General features: G+C 69.1%; 15 protein-coding genes and 1 pseudogene. 7 read left to right on the forward strand and 9 right to left on the reverse strand.

The features are described from left to right. Both A5688_RS19735 and A5688_RS27915 read right to left on the reverse strand, forming a co-directional pair. On the reverse strand, positions 1-899 hold an 899-nt coding region (locus A5688_RS19735), incomplete at its 3' end, for a beta-ketoacyl synthase N-terminal-like domain-containing protein (RefSeq protein ID WP_131812165.1). Between the two features lie 420 nt (positions 900-1,319). After that, positions 1,320-1,670, reverse strand: coding sequence for a hypothetical protein (locus tag A5688_RS27915; RefSeq protein WP_082951009.1), 351 nt, complete (start codon positions 1,668-1,670; stop codon positions 1,320-1,322). Between the two features lie 179 nt (positions 1,671-1,849). On the opposite strand from A5688_RS27915, the gene A5688_RS19745 reads away from it, so the two are divergent. Next, complete coding sequence (locus A5688_RS19745; protein WP_067826585.1) at positions 1,850-2,185, forward strand: RNA polymerase-binding protein RbpA; 336 nt, start codon at positions 1,850-1,852, stop codon at positions 2,183-2,185. 31 nt (positions 2,186-2,216) lie between these two features. On the opposite strand, the pseudogene lnt reads toward A5688_RS19745, so the two are convergent. The 3 genes and pseudogenes from lnt to A5688_RS19765 form a co-directional block, all read right to left on the reverse strand. Further along, positions 2,217-4,792, reverse strand: a pseudogene (lnt, locus tag A5688_RS19755) (apolipoprotein N-acyltransferase). A gap of 328 nt (positions 4,793-5,120) precedes the next feature. Beyond that, positions 5,121-6,710: an amidohydrolase gene (locus tag A5688_RS19760; protein WP_067914191.1), complete on the reverse strand. Its 1,590-nt coding sequence runs from the start codon at positions 6,708-6,710 to the stop codon at positions 5,121-5,123. 96 nt (positions 6,711-6,806) lie between these two features. Then, positions 6,807-7,331, reverse strand: a complete 525-nt coding sequence (locus A5688_RS19765) for an FxsA family protein (protein WP_067914194.1) — start codon at positions 7,329-7,331, stop codon at positions 6,807-6,809. A 73-nt stretch (positions 7,332-7,404) separates the two neighbouring features. Here A5688_RS19765 and A5688_RS19770 point away from each other — a divergent pair, with 73 nt between their 5' ends. Then, positions 7,405-8,112, forward strand: a complete 708-nt coding sequence (locus tag A5688_RS19770; protein ID WP_067914197.1) for a dienelactone hydrolase family protein — start codon at positions 7,405-7,407, stop codon at positions 8,110-8,112. Between the two features lie 4 nt (positions 8,113-8,116). Here A5688_RS19770 and A5688_RS19775 read toward each other — a convergent pair whose 3' ends face one another. Beyond that, entirely contained in the window at positions 8,117-8,980 is an 864-nt protein-coding gene (locus A5688_RS19775) for a type 1 glutamine amidotransferase domain-containing protein (protein ID WP_067914200.1), read from the reverse strand. A gap of 12 nt (positions 8,981-8,992) precedes the next feature. After that, complete coding sequence (locus tag A5688_RS19780) at positions 8,993-9,382, reverse strand: PPOX class F420-dependent oxidoreductase (RefSeq protein WP_067826601.1); 390 nt, start codon at positions 9,380-9,382, stop codon at positions 8,993-8,995. 128 nt (positions 9,383-9,510) lie between these two features. On the opposite strand from A5688_RS19780, the gene A5688_RS19785 reads away from it, so the two are divergent. From A5688_RS19785 to A5688_RS19800, 4 genes are read left to right on the forward strand one after another with little or no spacing between them, the layout of a single operon-like run. Beyond that, on the forward strand, positions 9,511-10,755 hold the full coding sequence (locus tag A5688_RS19785) for a DUF1214 domain-containing protein (RefSeq protein WP_207546709.1): 1,245 nt from the start codon (positions 9,511-9,513) through the stop codon (positions 10,753-10,755). After that, positions 10,752-11,897, forward strand: a complete 1,146-nt coding sequence (locus A5688_RS19790; protein WP_067826603.1) for a sulfotransferase family protein — start codon at positions 10,752-10,754, stop codon at positions 11,895-11,897. The genes A5688_RS19785 and A5688_RS19790 overlap by 4 nt, the downstream gene beginning before the upstream one ends. Before the next feature lie 4 nt (positions 11,898-11,901). Continuing rightward, positions 11,902-12,525, forward strand: coding sequence for a TetR/AcrR family transcriptional regulator (locus tag A5688_RS19795; RefSeq protein WP_067826606.1), 624 nt, complete (start codon positions 11,902-11,904; stop codon positions 12,523-12,525). A 2-nt stretch (positions 12,526-12,527) separates the two neighbouring features. Next, on the forward strand, positions 12,528-13,331 hold the full coding sequence (locus A5688_RS19800) for an SDR family NAD(P)-dependent oxidoreductase (RefSeq protein WP_067826608.1): 804 nt from the start codon (positions 12,528-12,530) through the stop codon (positions 13,329-13,331). A 104-nt stretch (positions 13,332-13,435) separates the two neighbouring features. On the opposite strand, the gene cobN is transcribed toward A5688_RS19800, so the two are convergent. Both cobN and A5688_RS19810 read right to left on the reverse strand, forming a co-directional pair. Beyond that, positions 13,436-17,008 carry a cobaltochelatase subunit CobN gene (gene cobN / locus A5688_RS19805; protein WP_067914239.1) on the reverse strand — a complete coding sequence of 1,191 codons (3,573 nt, stop codon included), beginning with the start codon at positions 17,006-17,008 and terminating at the stop codon, positions 13,436-13,438. A gap of 59 nt (positions 17,009-17,067) precedes the next feature. Next, positions 17,068-17,742, reverse strand: a complete 675-nt coding sequence (locus A5688_RS19810) for an alpha/beta hydrolase family protein (protein WP_067914242.1) — start codon at positions 17,740-17,742, stop codon at positions 17,068-17,070. Positions 17,743-17,827: 85 nt separating this feature from the next. Between A5688_RS19810 and cobG the strand changes: the two genes are divergently transcribed. Continuing rightward, positions 17,828-18,931 (forward strand): precorrin-3B synthase, encoded by a 1,104-nt coding sequence (gene cobG / locus A5688_RS19815; RefSeq protein ID WP_067914203.1) that lies wholly within the window; start codon positions 17,828-17,830, stop codon positions 18,929-18,931. Positions 18,932-18,940 lie beyond the last annotated feature (9 nt).

Below are 18,940 nucleotides of genomic sequence, written 5' to 3' on the forward strand. Positions count from 1 at the left end.
TCCTGGTTCACCGCCGAACCCCGCACCACCGCCAGCACCGGATGCCCCAGCCGCTGCGCATCCGAGAGGCGCTCCACCGCCAACATGGCGCCGCCCTCGGACCAGCCGACGCCGTCGGCCGCGCCCGCGTAGGCCTTGCACCGGCCGTCCGGCGCCAATCCGCGGTGGCGGCTGAACTCCACGAAAACCGTCGGGGTGGCGTTCACGGTCGCGCCGCCGGCCAGGGCCAGGTCGCACTCCCCCGAGCGCAGCGACTGCACGGCCATGTGCAACGCCACCAACGACGACGAACACGCGGTATCCACCGACACCGCCGGACCCTCCAGCCCCAGCACATAGGACACCCGCCCCGAGGCCACACTGGAGGTCATACCGGTCAGCCGGTAGCCCTCGATCTCCTCAGCGAGCATGCCGTAGCCCTGAACGATGAGCCCGGCGAACACGCCGGTGGCGCTGCCGCGCAGCCCGCTGGGGTCAATCCCCGCGCGCTCCAACGCTTCCCACGACAGCTCGAGCAGCATCCGATGCTGGGGATCCATCGCCAGGGCCTCGCTGGGCGCGATGCCGAAGAAGGCCGGATCGAAGTCGGCGACACCGTCGACGAAGCCCCCGGTGTTCACGTAGCACTTGTGGCGCGCGTCCGGGTCCGGGTCGTACAGGCTCGCCACATCCCAGCCACGGTCGGTGGGAAACTCCGAGATCACGTCGCGGCCGTCGGCGACCATTTGCCACAGTGCCTCCGGGCTGTCCACGCCACCGGGGAAGCGGCATGACATACCGACGATCGCGATCGGCTCGTTGGACCGCTCCAGCAGCGCACGGTTGGTGCGCTTCAGGCGCTCAACCTGGACCAGCGCTTTACGCAGCGCTTCGGTCGCATGCTGGAGTTGATCAACCATCACAAACCTCGCCTAACCCTCGCCTAACGACGTTCGGCCGTCATTCACCGCCGGACGCGACTTTCGCCGAGTGACGGAATTTGCTGCACGAGGCGACGCCGTTTCTGGTTCGACCAGCGTCGTGCTGCTCTCCGACCCAAGAATATTGCTGGTGAGTATGGCCAACTCCGACAGGATTTCAAAACGTCCGCTGCTCCCGGCTACTACGGGAGGACCGGCATGGACAGGTGCGCCGCGCCGCGCAAAGAAGTCGTGCCGCAGGGTGCCCGGTGTGCCCGCTGGGTCGCGGTGCGCCGTAGACGTGGCCCGAAGTCCATGGCGCGACTGTACCCGGCTAGCCATAGCCGGTGGTCAGGCGCCTGTCGTGGAGCGTTCGGTGCAACGTCGGGTGCGGCCTGGTCCGGGTTGCCGACGATGCGGTCATACACCCGCTCGGCGCCAGCCGTCGGCGGCCCTGGCGGCCTGGATCAGCGCGTCGCACAACTGCCGGAGTTCGGCGGCCCCGGCGCCTTCGTCGACGGCCGTGGCGACGTCCTCGGCCGCGCACCGCACCTGGTAGACGCGATCCGACAGGTCGGCCGCATCCTCGGCCGACAGCACCACGGCATCCTCGGGCAAGGCGGCCGCGCCGTTGCGGTTCAGGGATGCCCGTTGTTCGTACGCCCGCTGCCGGCACGACTGCCGGCAGTACTGGCGCCGACGGCCCATTCCCGCATCGGTGACATCCCGACCGCACCAGCGACACGGCTGCGGGTGGGTACGGCGGCTCACGCCTGCCGACTTTAGTCGGGATTTCTCGGCGGTCCCGGTATCATGAATGGTCGCGTCGCGTATGCCGCCCTCAGCCGGGGAACTGCGCAGATCGCCGCAGCGTTTGCTAAATGAAGAGATTGCAAGGAATTGCCTTGTGGAGCCGCAGAGCTCCGAAAAGACCTAAAGGAGTAGCAGCCATGGCTGATCGCGTACTGAGAGGCAGTCGCCTCGGAGCCGTGAGCTACGAGACTGACCGTAACCACGACCTGGCGCCCCGCCAGCTCGCGAAGTACCGGACCGAGAACGGCGAGGAGTTCGAGGTTCCCTTCGCCGACGACGCCGAGATCCCCGGCACCTGGCTGTGCCGCAACGGCCAGGAAGGCACGCTGATCGAGGGCGACCTGCCCGAGCCGAAAAAGGTGAAGCCGCCGCGGACGCACTGGGACATGCTGCTGGAGCGCCGCTCGGTCGAGGAGCTCGAAGAGCTGCTCAAGGAGCGCCTCGAGATCATCAAGACCCGCCGCCGGGGCTGATCCGCGAAGTCAGCCCGGGCCGACGCGCGGTTCAGCTGCGGTTGTCGGCCCTGGCGGCCCGGGCACCCGACCGCCGGCCCTGGATACCCCAGCGGGTGACTTTGACCAGGGCTTCGCGGATGTTGGAGCCGCTCATCTTGGACACGCCGAGTTCGCGCTCGGTGAAGGTGATGGGCACCTCGGCGATGGTGAACCCGGTGCAGATCGTGCGCCAGGTCAGATCGATCTGGAAGCAGTAGCCCTTCGAGTCGACGCCGTCGAGATCGATCGCCTCGAGCACTTCGCGGCGGTAGGCGCGGTAGCCGGCAGTGATGTCGTGCACGCCGATGCCCAGCGCCAGCCGGGCGTAGGTGTTTGCCGTCCAGGACAGCGCCCAGCGCCGCCACGGCCAGTTGCGCACCGTCCCGCCCTCGACGTAGCGCGACCCGATGGCCAGATCGGCGCCGGCGTCGACGGCGTCCAGCAGGCGATGCAGCTGTTCGGGCGCGTGGCTGCCGTCGGCGTCCATTTCGACGAGCACCGAGTAGTCGCGGCTCAGCCCCCAGGCGAAGCCCGCCAGGTACGCCGCGCCCAGGCCGTCCTTCGCCGTGCGGTGCATGACGTGGGTGCGGCCGGCGTCGGCCGCCGCCAGTTCCTCGGCGAGCTGGCCGGTGCCGTCGGGGCTGCTGTCGTCCACCACGAGCAGGTGCACGTGCGGGCACGCCTCTTTGAGCCGCCGGTGGATCACCGGCAGGTTCTCCAGCTCGTTGTACGTGGGAATGATCACCAAGACGCGCTGGCTGGGACGATTGCCCGGGACGTGGGGCGCCGGCTGGCCGGTGGTCATGTAGCTCCTCTGTGTCGCCCGAAAGAATGTCGGCCGCCCTGTTCGGACGGGGTGTGGTCAGTCGCCGGCGTGCGGTCCCGGGTGTCGGGCTCAGTGTCTGAGTCGTGCTCGTCGGGCGGGGGTTTGCCCGGGGTCGCACCGGCCCCTTTCGATTGACGCGTGGGCCTGAGGCGAATCGAACGCGGGAACCATCCATTGTGCCGCATCCCGACCAGAATGACCGCTCCGGCCGCCAGGACCATGACCCATTGCAGCAGCGGCGCCCACTGGGTCGCCGGCGTCAGCCTGGTCTTGAGGCGCACCTGCATGTCCAGATAGGCGGGCTGGAAAAAGTCGGTGCGCGCCAGCTCGCCGCCGTCGGGGGCGACAACGGCGCTGATTCCGGTGGTGCCGGCCACCACCACGTAGCGGTCGTGCTCGACGGCCCTGACCTTGGCGAATGCCAGCTGCTGCTCGCTCATCGTCTTGTTGAAGGTGGCGTTGTTGGCCGGCACCGTCAGCAGCTGGGCGCCGCCGAGCACCGCCTGGCGCGGCACGCGGTCGAAGATCACTTCCCAACAGGTGGCGACGCCGACCGGCACCCCTGCGATGTGCACCACATCGGAGCCGGGGCGGGGCACGAAGCTCCCGGCGCGGCCGGCATAGCTGGAGAGGTGTTTGAACAGCCACGGCATCGGCAGGTATTCGCCGAACGGCTGCACGATCTCCTTGTCGTGGCGGTCGGCCGGGCCGGTGGCCGGGTTCCACACGATCATGGTGTTGGTGTAGTTGGGATCCTGCGGCGAGCGTCCCGGCACTTCGAGCACGCTGCCGACCAGGATCGGCGCGCCGATCGCCGCCGCGGCCCGCGAGATCGCCAGCGCGGCATCGTTGTTGACCAGCGGGTCGATATCCGAGGAGTCTTCCGGCCAGATCACGAACTGCGGTTGCGGGGCGGCGCCGGAGCGCACGTCGTCGGCCAGCCGCAGGGTCTCCCGGACGTGGTTGTCCAGCACCGCACGCCGCTGCTCGTTGAACTCGAAGCCCAGCCGCGGCACATTGCCCTGCACCGCCGCGACGGTCACCGACGGCTCGCCACCCGACCCGGTGCCGGCGTGCCGCACCTGCGGCCAGACGATGAGCGACGCGAACAGCACCAGGCAGATGCAGACACCGGGCAGCACCACCGCGGGCGGCGCAGGCTCGTGGTGCGCCGTATCCTGCGCGCCGGCGTCGCCGGCCGCGCGGGACGCCGGGTGACCGGAGTGCCACCACTTCACGATCTCCAGCGCGATGGCCGTCGCGCTGAATCCCACCAGCATGATCGCCATGGACAGCAGCGCGACGCCGCCGAGCTGGACCAGCGGCAGGAACGGGCCGTGTGTTTGACCGAAGGCCGCCGAACCCCAGGGGAAGCCGCCGAACGGGACGCTCGACTTGAGCCACTCCTGAGCCGCCCACAGCAGCGCGAACCAGATGGGCCAGCCCGGCAGCCGACGCACGATGACGGCACACAGGCCGAAGAGGGCGGGAAACAGCGCCGACACGGTCGCGAGCGCGATCCACGGGATGGGGCCGACCAGCAGCCCGACCCACGGCAGCAACGGCAGGTAGAACGCCAGCCCGAACAGGAACGCGTAACCCAGGCCGCCCGCCGGCGTGGTCGCGGGGTGCGTCAGCACCCACGCCAGCAACGCGGCGGCCACCACGGCACCCCACCACCAGTTGAGCGCCGGGAAGCTGGCGCAGAACAGTAGGCCGCCCGCCACCGCGCAACTCAGCCGGATCAGGCGGGGCTGCATCGCGGCCTGGGCGGCCGGCAGCCGTGTGATCACCGCGGCCACCAGCCCGGTCACCGCACCGCGCGCGGCGGTCCCCAGCCGGTCGGCCAGACCCGCGCCGGCCGGCGCACGCCCCTCGGGCGATTTCGGTCCCGCGGCGTCCTCGTGCCCGTCTGCTTCACCGTCGTGCTCGAGGTCTTGCGCGTCGGGCTCGATACGGACGTCGGCGGGTGCGTCGTCGCGCTCCGACTCGGCCTCATCGTTGATCGCGTCGGTCGATGCAAGCTCCGGCCGGCCCTCGTCCACCGCATCGGTTTGGTCCGCAGGATCGTCGCCGCCCAACCAATCCTTAGCCATGGATCACAGCGCCCCGATGGACCGTTCGCCGGCACCGCGGCAGTGCATCATCCGTGCCCAATCGCGGCAACGCCGGCACGCGGGAACGCGGGTCGGTCGACCAGCGCTGGACGGTGTCGCGCGGGCCGTGCACCTCCAGGTCGCCGGCATCCCAGATGACGTAGGAGGCGGGCGCCCCGGGCACCAGGGTGCCCGTCTTGCCGTCACGGACGCCGGACGCCCGCCAGCCGCCCCGGGTGGCGGCAGCAAACGCGGCCCGCGCCGAGACGCCGCTGCCGGGGGTGCGGTGGTTGACCGCTGCGCGCACGCTCACCCACGGGTCCAGGCCCGTGACCGGAGCGTCGGAACCTAACGCGAGGGGCACGCCTTGGGATGCTAACAGCGCAAAGGGGTTGAGCCGACTGCCTCGCTGGGCACCGAGCCGCCGCACGTACATGCCGTCAGCGCCGCCCCAGAGTGCGTCGAAATTGGGTTGCACGCTGGCGATGACGCCCCATCGCCCCAGTTTGGCGGCCTGATCGGCGCTGACCATCTCGACGTGCTCGAGGCGGTGCCCGCAGCCGGCGACGGCGACCGGGCCGAGGTCGGCGACGACCCGCTCGAGGGCACCCACCACCGTCGCGACCGCGGCGTCCCCGACGACGTGGAATCCGGCGGTGACCTCGGCCTGCGTGCAGGCCCGCAGGTGCGCCTCGACGGTGCCGGCATCCAGATAGCAGGTCCCCCTGCGGTCCGGCGCATCCGCGTACGGCTCGTGCAGCCAGGCGGTGCGCGACCCCAGTGCCCCGTCGACGAACAGGTCGCCGGCCAGCCCGCGGGCGCCGGTCACCGCCATCAGCTCCCGCGCCTGGTCGGGGCTGCTCACCGGCTCACCCCAATAACCGATCACCTCGACGCCTTGCTCGAGAACCCGCAACCGCAGCCAGTCGTCGATGCCGCCGATCTCGGGTCCGGCACATTCGTGGACCGCGACGATGCCGGCGGCCGCGGCGGCCCGCAGGGCTGCGGCGCGGGCTTCGGCGAGCTGTTCGGCCGTCAGCAGGTTCCGGGCGACGGCCCGCACCAGATGGTGCGCATCCCGGGTAAGCGGCCCCTCGGCGCTGAAGCCCGCGGTCGCCGGAAGGTCCGCGACCAGCCGGCGCAGGCCGGTGGACGCGAGCGCGGAGTGCACGTCCACGCGAGCCAGGTAGACGGGGCGGTCACCAAGAACGGCGTCCAGGTCGCCGGTGCTGGGCGGGCCGTTCTCCGGCCACGACGTCTCGTCCCAGCCATGCCCCCAGACCGGCCGGCCCGGGTGCGCGGCGGCATGGGCGGCGACCATCTGCAGGCACTGGGCGTGCGAGGCCGCCGCACGCAGGTCCAGGCCACTGAGCGTCAGCCCGGTGGCGGTGAGATGGATGTGGCTGTCCACGAACCCCGGCGACACGAAACCGCCCCGCAGGTCCTCGACGTCGGCATCGGGAAACATGCGGCGGCCGACCTCGTCGTTGCCCAGCCATGCCACCACGCCGTCGCGGATCGCCATCGCGGTCGCGTCGGGCTGGGCCGGGCTGTGCACCCGGCCGTTAACCAGCAGGGTCACCGGTGCGGGGCTATCGGTCACAGGCCAAAACTACGTGCAACTGTTCGGATGGCCATAACGGTCAACGGGTGAAGGACGTGGTCGGTCGCGACCGCGTCAGCGCCCGTCGAACCGTGGCGGTCGCACCGGCGCCTCGACGTCGCGGACATCGATGACCTCGCCGTCGATGTAGTCGCCGTGGCCGGCGGTCGACCCGCTGGGGTACGACGCCGGGTAAGACTCCGCGCGGAAAGCGCTCGCGTAGCTGAGTCCTGGCATTTGTCGCTGCAACGTGCGCACCGCCATGGCGGTCAACCCGGGGCGGACGGTCGACCGTACCGGCGGGATGAGCAGCAACAGACCCAGCGCCGTACTGACCAGGCCGGGAACGAGGACGAGGAGTGCGGCCAGGCTGACCAGCGCACCGTCGCCGGCCGCGGCGGGCTGCTCGGTCAGACCGGAGCGCAATTGGCCGATCCGGCGGATGAGGCGCGAACCCGCCATCGGGGCCACGACACCCCAGCCGAGCAGGAAGGTCGCCAACAGCACCAGCAGGGTCCAGCCCCATCCGATCGTCGACACCAACGCGAAGATCACCGCGAGTTCGACGAGGGCGTAGATCAGCAACAGCCGCGACACCATGCCAGACCAACGTCCGCGGACCACGCCCAAGTTCCCGTGGTGCTCCGCATCGCGATTGCAGTTAGATGACGCTATGACGACAATTCAGATCGATACCCCCGACGGACCGATCGATGCGTTACTGAGCACGCCTTCTGGGCAGGGCCCGTGGCCGGGCGTGGTGGTGATCCACGATGCGTTCGGTTACGGCCGGGATAAGCAGTCGACCAATGACCGCATCGCCGCGGCGGGGTATCTGGCGCTCACCCCGAACATGTATGCCCGCGGTGGCCGCATCCGCTGCATCTCCCGGGTCATGAAGGAACTACAGACCCAGCGCGGCCGCGCCCTCGACGACATTCTGGCCGCCCGCGATCACCTCAAAGCCATGCCGGAATGTTCCGGCCAGGTCGGCATCGCGGGTTTCTGCATGGGCGGCCAGTTCGCTCTTGTCATGTCGCCCAAGGGTTTCGGCGCATCCGCGCCGTTCTATGGCGCCCCCCTGCCGCGCAACCTCGACAAGACGCTCGACGGCGCATGCCCGATCGTGGCCAGCTTCGGCGGACGTGACCCGTTGGGACGGGGCGCGCCCGAGAAGCTGAAGGAGACCATCGCCGCCAAGAGCATCACCGCCGATGTGAAGACCTATCCCGGCGTCGGGCACAGCTTCGCCAACGAGCTGCCGGCCCAACCGTTGCTTCGCATCACGGGTTTCGGCTACGACCACGATGCCACCGAGGACGCGTGGCGGCGGGTATTCGCGTTCTTCGGCGAGCATCTGGGATCGGGCGCCGCGACGTAGTCGGTCAGTGGGCGGCGTCGAGCTTCTGCGACAACAACTTTGCGAACGTGTGGGTGTCGCCGGGCCAGCGCGCCGACACGTAGTCGCCGTCATCGACGACGAAGGCGGGGCGCGGGTCGGTCGGCGTGTCGCGCACCATCCCCGAGGTTTTCAGCCGCCAGTGCGGTGATCCGCGGGCGACGTCACGGAAATCGGCCGGATCTTCAAGCGCACGAGTGACTTCCGACTGCACCGACATGTAGCCGCCGGGCTGTCCCGGTTGCTCGGTATAGGTTCGGTAATAGTCGGAATCCCAGAACCGGGTGAATCGGGTGAGCCGCCAGGCCAGCCGTTCCATGGCCCATGTCAACGCGGTGGTCTTGCGCCCGTAAAGAACCGAACGGCCGGTGCCGGGATCGACGCTGCGCGCGGCGAGCAGCACCCCGTGACAGATGGCGGCCACCACCAGCCCGCGGGCGAACGCCTCCACCACCAGCCGTTGCAAGATGTCGCTGTCGATGTAGCTGCGCATCCCGCGGGCACGATGCCCTCCCGGCAACAGCAGCGCGTCGACGCCGTCCAGGCCGGCTTGCGGCCAGGCGACGGGTTGCCGAAACTCGTTCGATTGCAACATGTCCCGGTAGGCGGTGCGCCCTTCCCTATTGGCGCGCAGCGTCAGCCCGAGGAACGGGATGGCGCCCAGCAGGGGCAGCGCGGACCAGACGTCGAGTCCACGGCCGGTCACCATGATGTCGTCGGCCACCCCGGGCGTGCCGGTTTCGGTCGCGAACACCACCCGGTGGCCGTCTCGGGTCAACACCCGCCAGCTGACCGCGACCTCGGTCGGGTCGAAGTCGCGGTCCGGGATCGGGATCAGGACTGTGGCCACGGCGCCTTCGGCTCACGCCACCTTCAACTCGAGGCCGACATTGTTGTCCATGCCGCCGCGCAGCTTGCTGAAGAAGTTGAACACCTTGCCCACGATGCCGTAGCGCTTGCCGATCGCGTCGTAGACCGCGGCCGTTTCCGACTTGTCGAGGATCGCCGCGGTTCCTTCGACGGCCTCGCTGGTGGGGCGGCCGTTCATGGTGCAGGCCGCCAGCGTGACCCGCGGGGTGTTGCGGATCCGCTTGACCTTCCACGACTTTTCCTGGGTGATGACGAGGAGGCGGTCCCCGCTCCCCTTGTCCAAGGCCGCCCAGATCGGCGTCGGCTTGGGTTTGCCGTCCTTGGTGAAGGTGGTGAGCAGCACGTACTGCGCCTCGGCAAGGTCAGCGAAGGTTGGCGTCACCAGGACAACCTACCCCTGCGCGACCGCACCGTTGACATTGTCGGCGCCCGGCTGCGATAGTCATGGCACCTTAAACGAAAACATCATTTTCATTTAAGGGCGTAGAGCGCCGATCGAAGTAGGGAATCGTGAGCGATCCGACGAAGCCGCTGGCATGGTTGCCGTTCGCGATCACCGAGGCGGCGCTGGAGCCGGACTCGCCGGACGAAACCAGGCATCCCAATGTGTTTCACGCGTGGTCTCAACTTTTGACCCGGCTCGACGAAGCCGCGCGGACCGTCGAATCCGCGCCGGACAACCGCAATCGAATCGACGCCGCCGCCGGAATCCGGCATCTGCTGGTACTGCTCACCGCGGGCATCGATGAGGTGCTGCGATTCGATCCCGAGCCGATGTTGCGCGTGCAACGCACCAGCACCGATGACATCGTGACCTGGGGAATGGAGTGCCCGGACTGCCTCTACACCCGGGCCGCGCTGCGCGGCGCGGAGAGCTACCGGCTGTTCGGTAATCGCGGCACCGCCCGCTACGTGGGGCTGCAGACGATGAACGGCATCACCGCCACCGCGAACGAGTTGGTCGACGAGCTCGAGGTGGACGCGGATGGGAATTTCGAGGTGGTGCTGTCGGCCTCTGAACCGTCTGGGCGAGCGGGCAATTGGATGCGCATCGAGGGCGAGCATCCCACGTTGACGGTGCGGCATTTCTTCTACGACTGGGATACCGAGGTGGCCTCGTCACTGCGCATCGAGCGACTCGGCGGCGCCGCACCGGCCTCGGGCCGTGGCATCGATGCGGAGGTGGCGCTGACCCGCCAGCTGGCCGCCCTCGGCGACTTCGTCGCGGACAACCTGGCGTTCTTTCTGCAGTTCGGCGCCGCGGCACCACCCAACGGTTTCCTGCCACCGATCGACCGCACCGACATGGGCGCGGCCGCGGAGAACAGGCCGGTGATCGGCCGGTGGGAGCTGCGCCCCGACGAGGCGCTCATCGTCGAAGTGGAACCGCCGGAAGGCATTTACTGGAGCTTCTCGATCGGCAACCCGTGGTGGGAGACGATCCACTACGGGCGCCACCAGTCCAGCCTCAACGCCCATCAGGCCACGGTGGATTTCGATGGGCTGGTCCGCGTGGTGCTGTGCGACCGCGACCCCGGGATCGCAAATTGGCTCGACACCGCCGGCCACACCAACGGTCCGATAATCCTGCGCTGCGTGCGCACCCAAACGGCACCCACACCGAAGACCCGCGTCGTGCCGTTTGGCGATATCCGCGCCGAGTTACCTTCGGACACACCGCAAATCAGCTCCGAAGAGCGCGCATCCGTCCTCGCGGCACGGCGCCGCGCGGTCCACGAAAGGTTCGGACGGTGACATTCGACGCTGACGAGTTGGAGGATGGTGCTCGGGCCGCCACCGGGCTCGACGATTTCGGTTCGCCCTACTATCGCGACGGACTCGAACGCATCGTCGAGGCGCTGAATGCCGAGGCGGACCTCAACGAGATCGGGCGGGTCATCCAGCACGCCACCATCAGCAACGCCTTGATCCAACGCCTCAAGGTCGAAGACGCCTACCGGCAGCACCCCGAGATCGACGACCAGGTGGTCGGTGGTCCCGTCTTCGTCATCGGCCTCCCCCGCACCGGGACCACCGCGCTGAGTCAGCTGGTGGCCGCCGACCCCCAGTTCCGATCGCTGCGGATGTGGGAATCGCAAGCGCCTACCCCACCGCCGGAGGCCGCGACCGAACACAGCGACCCGCGGATCGCGCAGGCCGAGGCCGGCCTGAAGATGCTCGACGACATGTTTCCGTTGATGAAGACCCTGTACAACTCCGAGCCCACGGCCCCGACCGAATGCCAGGACCTGATGGGAATGAGCTTCCGCACCTTCCACTTCGACGGCGCCGTTCGCGCACCGGGGTATCTCGCGTGGTTGATGGGCTGCGACATGCACGGGACTTACATTTTTCATCGTCGGGTGCTCCGCCTCTTGCAATGGCGCTGCCCACCGGTGCTGTGGCATCTCAAGACGCCCGTGCACATGTTCGCTCTCGACGCGCTAGTCGAGGCATACCCCGACGCCAAATTCCTGTGGAGCCATCGTGATCCGGCCAAGGTGATGGGTTCGGTCTGCAGCCTGATCCGGTATGTGCGCAGCTGGAGCAGCGACCGCGACGACGCCAGGGAGCTCGGCGCCGAGCAGGTCGACAGCTGGGTCGAAGCCATCCGGCGGGCAATGGATTTCCGCAACCGCATGGGCGACGGCCGGTTCGCCGATGTCTCGTTCGCGGACCTGCAAACGGATCCGGTAGGCACGCTGCAAACCAGCTACGACACGCTGGGCCTGGCTTTCACCGATGCCACCCTTGCTTCCGTCCGGCGTTGGGCTTCGGACCACCGGCCCGGCTCCCGCGGCGCGCACGAGTATGAACTGGCCGACTACGGCCTGACACCCGAAAGTGTTCGCGAGCGGTTCGCGGACTATCTCGCCACCTACGACGCGACCGCGTGAATCCGTGAGCAGTCCTCGCACGCGACGACGCGACAAGTTGGGTCCGGACGCAACGGTGCGCGGCGAGATTCTGGCGGCCGCGTCAACCATCCTGTGGGAGCAGGGAATTGGTAAGTTCAGCGTCGGCGCTGTCCTGGAACGAGCCGCGCTGAGCACTCGGGCGTTCTATCGGCATTTCGAATCCAGGGACGATCTGGTGGCCGCGCTCTTTCTCGAGATGGCGCGCGCGGAGGAACGGCGGCTGCGACGCCGGATGGCCGCTGCGGACACGGAGCTCGACGCGGTCGCCGCGTGGATCGATGGTCGTCTCGACTTGGCATTCGACACCAACAAATCCGATTTGCGTCGCCTGTCGTTGGAAGCTCAATCGCAGTCCCCCGCACTGGTTGCGCCCGCGTACGCGGAAATGCTGAAGCCGCTCGTCGATGTGCTGCAGCGCGGTCTGCGGGACGGCGTCTTCCACCTCGTCGACCCGATGACCGACGCCCAGTTCATTCACGGGGTGGTGTGGGCCGGCATCAACGAGCAATGGGCGACGGGCGCGTGCGACCGCGAGGATCTCCGCGAACGCATGCTTCGGTTTTGCCTGGGCGGACTCGGTGTGCGGGAACCGATTCAGGGAGGCTAACGATGGACCTGGGTTTTGCCGGATCGACCGCCGTGGTCACCGGTGGCAGCAAGGGTATGGGGCTGGCCATCGCCGAAACCCTTGCCGCCGAAGGAGCCAGCGTGGCGGTGATGGCCAGAAGCCAGGCGTCGCTCGACGCCGCCGTGGCGTCATTGCGCCGGGCAGGCGCTCCGGATGCCGTGGGGATCAGCGTTGACATGACCGACGCCGAGTCGATCTCCGATGGCTTCGCCGCCGTGTCGCAGCGTTGGGGGCGACTCAACAGCCTGGTGCACACGATCGGGCCGGGCGACGGCTATTTCGAGCAGATGGACGACGCGCAATGGGACGAGGCCTTCAGCCTCGGCACCATGTCGGCCGTTCGATCGATTCGTGCCGCCCTGCCGCTGCTGCGCGCCGCGGACTGGGCGCGCATCGTGACGCTGTCCGCGCATTCGATCCAGCGGCAGAACCCGCGGATCATCGCCTACACGGCATCGAAATCGGCGTTGGCCAGTGTCACCAAGAACCTCTCGAAAAGCCTTGCCACGGACGGCATTCTGGTCAATTGCGTGTGTCCGGGAACCATTGTGACCGCGAGCTTCACCGAAGCACTGAAAGACGTCCTCGCCGCCGACGGGCTCGACGCCACCGATCCGGTCGACGTCATGACCTGGATCGACAACAACTTCCACCAGCCCTGCGACCTCGGCCGTGCCGGACTTCCCGAAGAGGTCGCCTCCCTCACCGCCTACCTGGCATCGCGGCGCAACGGCTATGTCACGGGCGCGGCGGTCAACGTGGACGGCGGGTCCGACTTCATCTGAGGCCTCAGCCTTGTGCCGAGTGTGCGGCCAGCCGCACGTTCGGTGACGAGCGTGCGGCCAGCCGCACACTCGCGCGGGCGATCACCGGACCGAGGCCGGCGGCCTCAGCCTTCCAGGTCGCCCTCGGTTTCCAGCAGCGCCTGACGCAGGCCGTCGAGGGTTTCCGGTTGCGGCGCCGCCCACATGCCGCGTCCGGCGGCCTCCAGCAGCCGCTCCGCCATGCCGTGCAGCGCCCAGGGATTGGACTCCGACATGAACTTCCGGTTCTCCGGGTCCAGCACGTAGCGCTCGGTGAGTTGTTCGTACATCCAGTCGGCCATCACCTGAGCCGTCGCGTCGTAGCCGAACAGATAGTCGACGGTCGCCGCCATCTCGAACGCGCCCTTGTAGCCGTGCCGGCGCATCGCCGCCATCCAGCGCGGATTGACGACGCGCGCCCGGAACACCCGGGTGGTCTCCTCCGACAGGGTGCGGGTGCGGATCGCGTCGGGCCGGGTGTTGTCGCCGATGTAGGCGGCCGGCGCCTGGCCGGTCAGCGCGCGCACCGTAGCCACCATGCCGCCGTGGTACTGGAAGTAATCGTCGGAGTCGGCGATGTCGTGTTCACGGGTGTCGGTGTTCTTGGCGGCCACCGCGATGCGCCGGTACTGGCGGTTCATGTCGTCGACGGCCTCGCGGCCGTCCAGGTCACGGCCGTAGGCGAACCCTCCCCACGCGGTGTACACCGCGGCGAGGTCGGCGTCGTCACGCCAGTTGCGGCTGTCGATCAGCTGCAGCAGCCCGGCGCCGTAGGTGCCGGGCTTGGATCCGAAAATCCTTGTGGTGGAGCGGCGTTGGTCACCGTGCTGGGCAAGGTCCGCCTGAGCGTGCGCTCGCACGTAGTTGTCCTCGGCGGGCTCGTCCAGGTCGGCGACCAACCGCACCGCGTCGTCGAGCATCGTCACGACATGCGGGAAGGCGTCCCGGAAGAAGCCGGAGATTCGCACCGTCACGTCGACGCGCGGGCGGCCCAGCTCGGCCAGCGGAATCGCCGCCAGGTCGACGACGCGCCGTGACGCGTCGTCCCACACCGGCCGGACACCCAGCAGGGCAAGGACTTCGGCGATGTCGTCACCGGCGGTACGCATGGCCGAGGTGCCCCACACCGACAGGCCGACCGACTGCGGCCACTGCCCGTGGTCTTCGCGGTAGCGGGTCAGCAGCGAATCCGCCAGCGCCACACCGGCTTCCCAGGCCAGCCGGGAAGGCACCGCCTTGGGGTCGACGGAGTAGAAGTTGCGCCCGGTGGGCAGCACGTTGACCAGGCCGCGCAGCGGTGACCCGGACGGGCCGGCCGGTATGAATCGGCCATCCAGGGCACGCAGCACCTGGTCGATTTCGGCGGCGGTGCCGTTTAGCCGGGGCACCACCTCGGTGGCCGCGAATCGCAGCACCGCGGCGACCTCGGCGTTGTCGGTAATCCGTTCGGCCGCATCGGCATCCCAGCCGCTCGCCTGCAACGCCCCGACCAGTTCGCGCGCCGCGGCCTCGGTGTGGTCGACGGTGGTCCTGTCGTCGGTGCCGTCCTCGGCCAGCCCCAGGGCCTGCCGCAGGCCGGGCAGCGCTTGCTCGCCGCCGAACAGCTGGCGCGCCCGAAGGATCGCCAGCACCAGGTCCAGTTCGGCTTCCCCAGTTGGCTTTTGGCCGAGGATGTGCAGGCCGTCGCGGATCTGGACATCCTTGATCTCGCACAGCCAGCCATCGACGTGCAGCAGCATGTCGTCGAACGAGTCCTCTTCGGGTCGTTCGGTCAGGCCCAGGTCGTGGTCCATCTTGGCGGCCCGGATCAGCGTCCAGATCTGCTGGCGGATGGCGGGCAGCTTGCCGGGATCCAGCGCGGCGACGTTGGCGTGCTCGTCGAGCAGCTGTTCCAAACGCGCGATGTCGCCGTAGGTTTCGGCGCGCGCCATCGGCGGGATGAGGTGGTCGACGAGCACGGCATGGGCCCGCCGTTTGGCCTGCGTGCCCTCGCCGGGGTCGTTGACCAGGAAGGGATAGATCATCGGCAGGTTGCCCAGCGCGGCGTCGGGCCCGCAGGCCGCCGACATGCCCAGCGTCTTGCCGGGCAGCCATTCCAGATTGCCGTGCTTGCCCAGGTGCACCACGGCGTGCGATCCGAAGCCGGCGTCCAGCCAGTGGTAGGCGGCCAGGTAGTGATGACTGGGCGGCAGGTCCGGGTCGTGGTAGATGGCGACGGGGTTTTCCCCGAAGCCGCGAGGCGGCTGCACCATCAGCACCAGGTTGTCCGATTGCATTGCGGCGATGACGATTTCGCCGTCGGTGTCGTTGCTGCGGTCCACAAAGAGATTCCCGGGCGCCGGGCCCCAGTGCTCCGTCACGGCGTCGGTGAATTCGGCGGGCAGGGTGGCGAACCATTCCCGGTATTCCTTGGCGGACACCCGGATCGGGTTGCCGGCAAGCTGACCCTCGGTGAGCCAGTCGGGGTCCTGCCCGCCCCGCTCGATCAGCGCGTGGATCAGGGCGTCGCCGTCGCCGGCCTCGACGCCGGGCAGCTCACCCACCCGGTAGCCGTGCTCGCGCATCGCCCGCAGCAGCGCGACGGCGCTGGCCGGTGTGTCCAACCCGACCGCGTTGCCGATGCGGGCGTGCTTGGTGGGATAGGCCGAGAACACCAGGGCCACCCGCTTGTCCGCCGGGGCGACACGGCGCAGCTGCGCGTGGCGCACCGCCAGTCCCGCGACCCGCGCGCAGCGTTCCGTGTCGGCGACGTAGGAGATCAGCCCGTCGTCGTCGATCTCCTTGAAGGAGAACGGCACCGTGATGATGCGGCCGTCGAACTCGGGCACCGCGACCTGGCTGGCCACGTCGAGCGGGCTCAGGCCGTCGTCGTTTTCGCGCCACTGGGCGCGCGGGCTGGTCAGGCACAGCCCCTGCAGGATCGGGATATCCAGGGCGGCAAGGTGTTCGACGTTCCAGCTGTCGTCGTCTCCACCGGCCGACGCGGTGGCCGGTTTCAATCCCCCGGCCGCCAAGACGGTGACCACCATGGCGTCGGCGTCGCGCAGCCGTTGCAGCAGTTCGGGTTCGGCGGTGCGCAGCGACGCGCAGTAGACCGGCATCGGCCGCGCGCCGGTGTTTTCGATGGCCTGACACAGGGCCTCGATGTAGCCGGTGTTGCCGGCCAGGTGCTGCGCGCGGTAGTACAGCACGGCGATCGTCGGGCCGTCGGTGTCACCGGCGGGCCGCGACAGCTCTCCCCACGTCGGCGTCACGACCGGCGGGCTGAACCCGAACCCGGTCATCAGCACGGTGTCGGACAGGAAGGCGTGCAGCTGGCGCAGGTTCTCCACGCCGCCGTGCGCCAGGTAGATGTGCGCCTGCACCGCGATGCCGGCGGCCAGGGTGGACAAGCCAGTCAATTCGGCGTCGGCGGCCTGCTCGCCGCTGACCAACACCGTCGGCACACCGCTGGCGATCACAGTGTCGATGCCGCTCTGCCAGGCGCGGTAGCCGCCCAGGATGCGCACCACCACGATGGCGACATCGGCCAGCAGGTCGGGCAGTTCCTCGTCCGAGAGCCGCGACGGGTTGGCCCACCGATAGTTCTTCCCGCTGGAACGCGCGCTGATCAAGTCCGTGTCGGACGTCGACAGCAGCAGGATGGTCGGCTCAGCCACCCACCATTCGTACCGCAGCGGGGCGCGCTCGCAGCTACTGGGCTCGGCGGGCGGTCCGCTCAACCGCCCAGCATTGCCGCGATCCGGTCGGCGACCTGTTGGGCCACGATCCGGGCCGGTCCGTTCCTCGCCGGTTCGTAACGGTCCGCGTCGGCGTCGTAGTCGGCGCCGGCGATCGACCCGTGATCGGCATCCAATTCGACGACCTCCACCGGCCAGCCGATCCGTTCCAGGTGGGCGGCGAACTCTCTGCTGGCCGCCACCGGCACGACGTCGTCGGCCAGGCCGTGCAGCAACGTGAACGGCGAACCGACATCGGCGGCTCTAAGCCCGTCGGTCAGCGGCAACCCGGAGATCGGATCGGGAATCATGAAAGCCCCGGCGAGGCAGACCGTGTGCGCGGGGGTGAAGCCGAATTCGGCCGCGCGCAACGTCACGCCCGCCGCCGCGGCGCCGCCCATCGACCACCCGACGAGCAGGATGCGTCCCGCGTCGGTGGCGAGGTTGCGCGCGAACTCGAGCGATCGCAGCAGGTCCGCACGCCCACCGTCCTCGGCATGGGAATTCCAATCGGGTGCCACCACCGCTACGGCACGCCCGGCCAGCATGCCGGCCAGCGGGCCGACGGCCGCGCGGGCATCGGTTTGCGCGCCATGCCACAGCAAGATCGTGGACGGTGCCGGCTCGCCAAAGACGTCGGTCCACCGGCCCGGGGCATATTCCACCGTTCTCACGGCCACGAGGATGCCCGTACTGACGCGTGTTCAACCCCTGAGAGGAATCCGGCCGTCACCTTTGGCGGGGCCGTACCGTGGACGGGTGGCCAGGACGCGCGACACCGACGCATGCCCGGGTGCGCTGCAGGTGCACCAGGCGGCCGACGGCGCCTTGGCCCGGATCCGGCTACCCGGCGGCATGATCACGGCCGCCCAACTGGCCTCGTTGGCTGCCGTCAGTAGCCATTCGGGGTCGGGAACGCTCGAGCTGACCGCCCGGGGCAACGTGCAATTGCGCGGGCTGACCGACCTGACCGCGGTGGCCGAGGCGCTCGCGGCCGCGGGCCTGTTGCCCTCGACGACACACGAGCGGGCCCGCAACATCGTCGCGTCACCGCTGTCGGGACGGTCCGGCGGACACCTCGACGTGCGGCGCTGGGTCGGCGAGCTGGACGCCGCGATCTGCGGCGAGCCCCGGCTCGCCGAACTGGGCGGCCGGTTCTGGTTCGGTCTGGACGACGGGCGCGCCGACGTGTCGGGGCTGCGCGCCGACGTCGGGGTGCACGCCTTCCCCGACGGCTGCGCGCTGTTGCTGGCCGGGCGCGACACCGGTGTTCAGCTGGCGGCCGGCGAGGTGATCGAGACGCTGGTCACCCTCGCGATGCGGTTCGTCGACATCCGTGGAACGGCTTGGCGCGTCCAGGAATTGGACGACATTCGACCGCTGCTACCCGGCGCCGAACCGCGCGTCACCTCATTCCCGGTCGTCACCAAGGCGCCGGTGGGCTGGATCAACCAGGACGACGGGCGGGTGACGCTGGGCGCCGCGGTACCACTGGGCGTGCTGCCGGCCCGCGCTGCGGAGTACCTGGCCGCGATCGAGGCGCCGCTGGTGATCACGCCGTGGCGGTCGGTGCTGGTATGCGATCTCAGCGAAGAGGTGGCGGACGTCGCGCTTCGCGTGCTGGCGCCGTTGGGCCTGGTGTTCGACGAGAACTCGCCCTGGCTGACCGTCAGCGCCTGCACCGGCAGCCCCGGCTGCGCGCGCTCGGCCGCCGACGTGCGGGCCGACGCCGCCCAGTCGCTGGATGCGCGAGGCGCGGATGCGGAAGGGCACCGTCATTTCGTCGGCTGCGAACGGGCGTGCGGCAGTCCGCTGGCCGGTGAGGTGCTGGTGGCCACCGCGGACGGATACCGACGGCTGTAGCCGGGTGCG

The sequence above is a fragment of the Mycobacterium mantenii genome (assembly GCF_001667865.1).
Classification (GTDB): domain Bacteria; phylum Actinomycetota; class Actinomycetes; order Mycobacteriales; family Mycobacteriaceae; genus Mycobacterium; species Mycobacterium mantenii_A.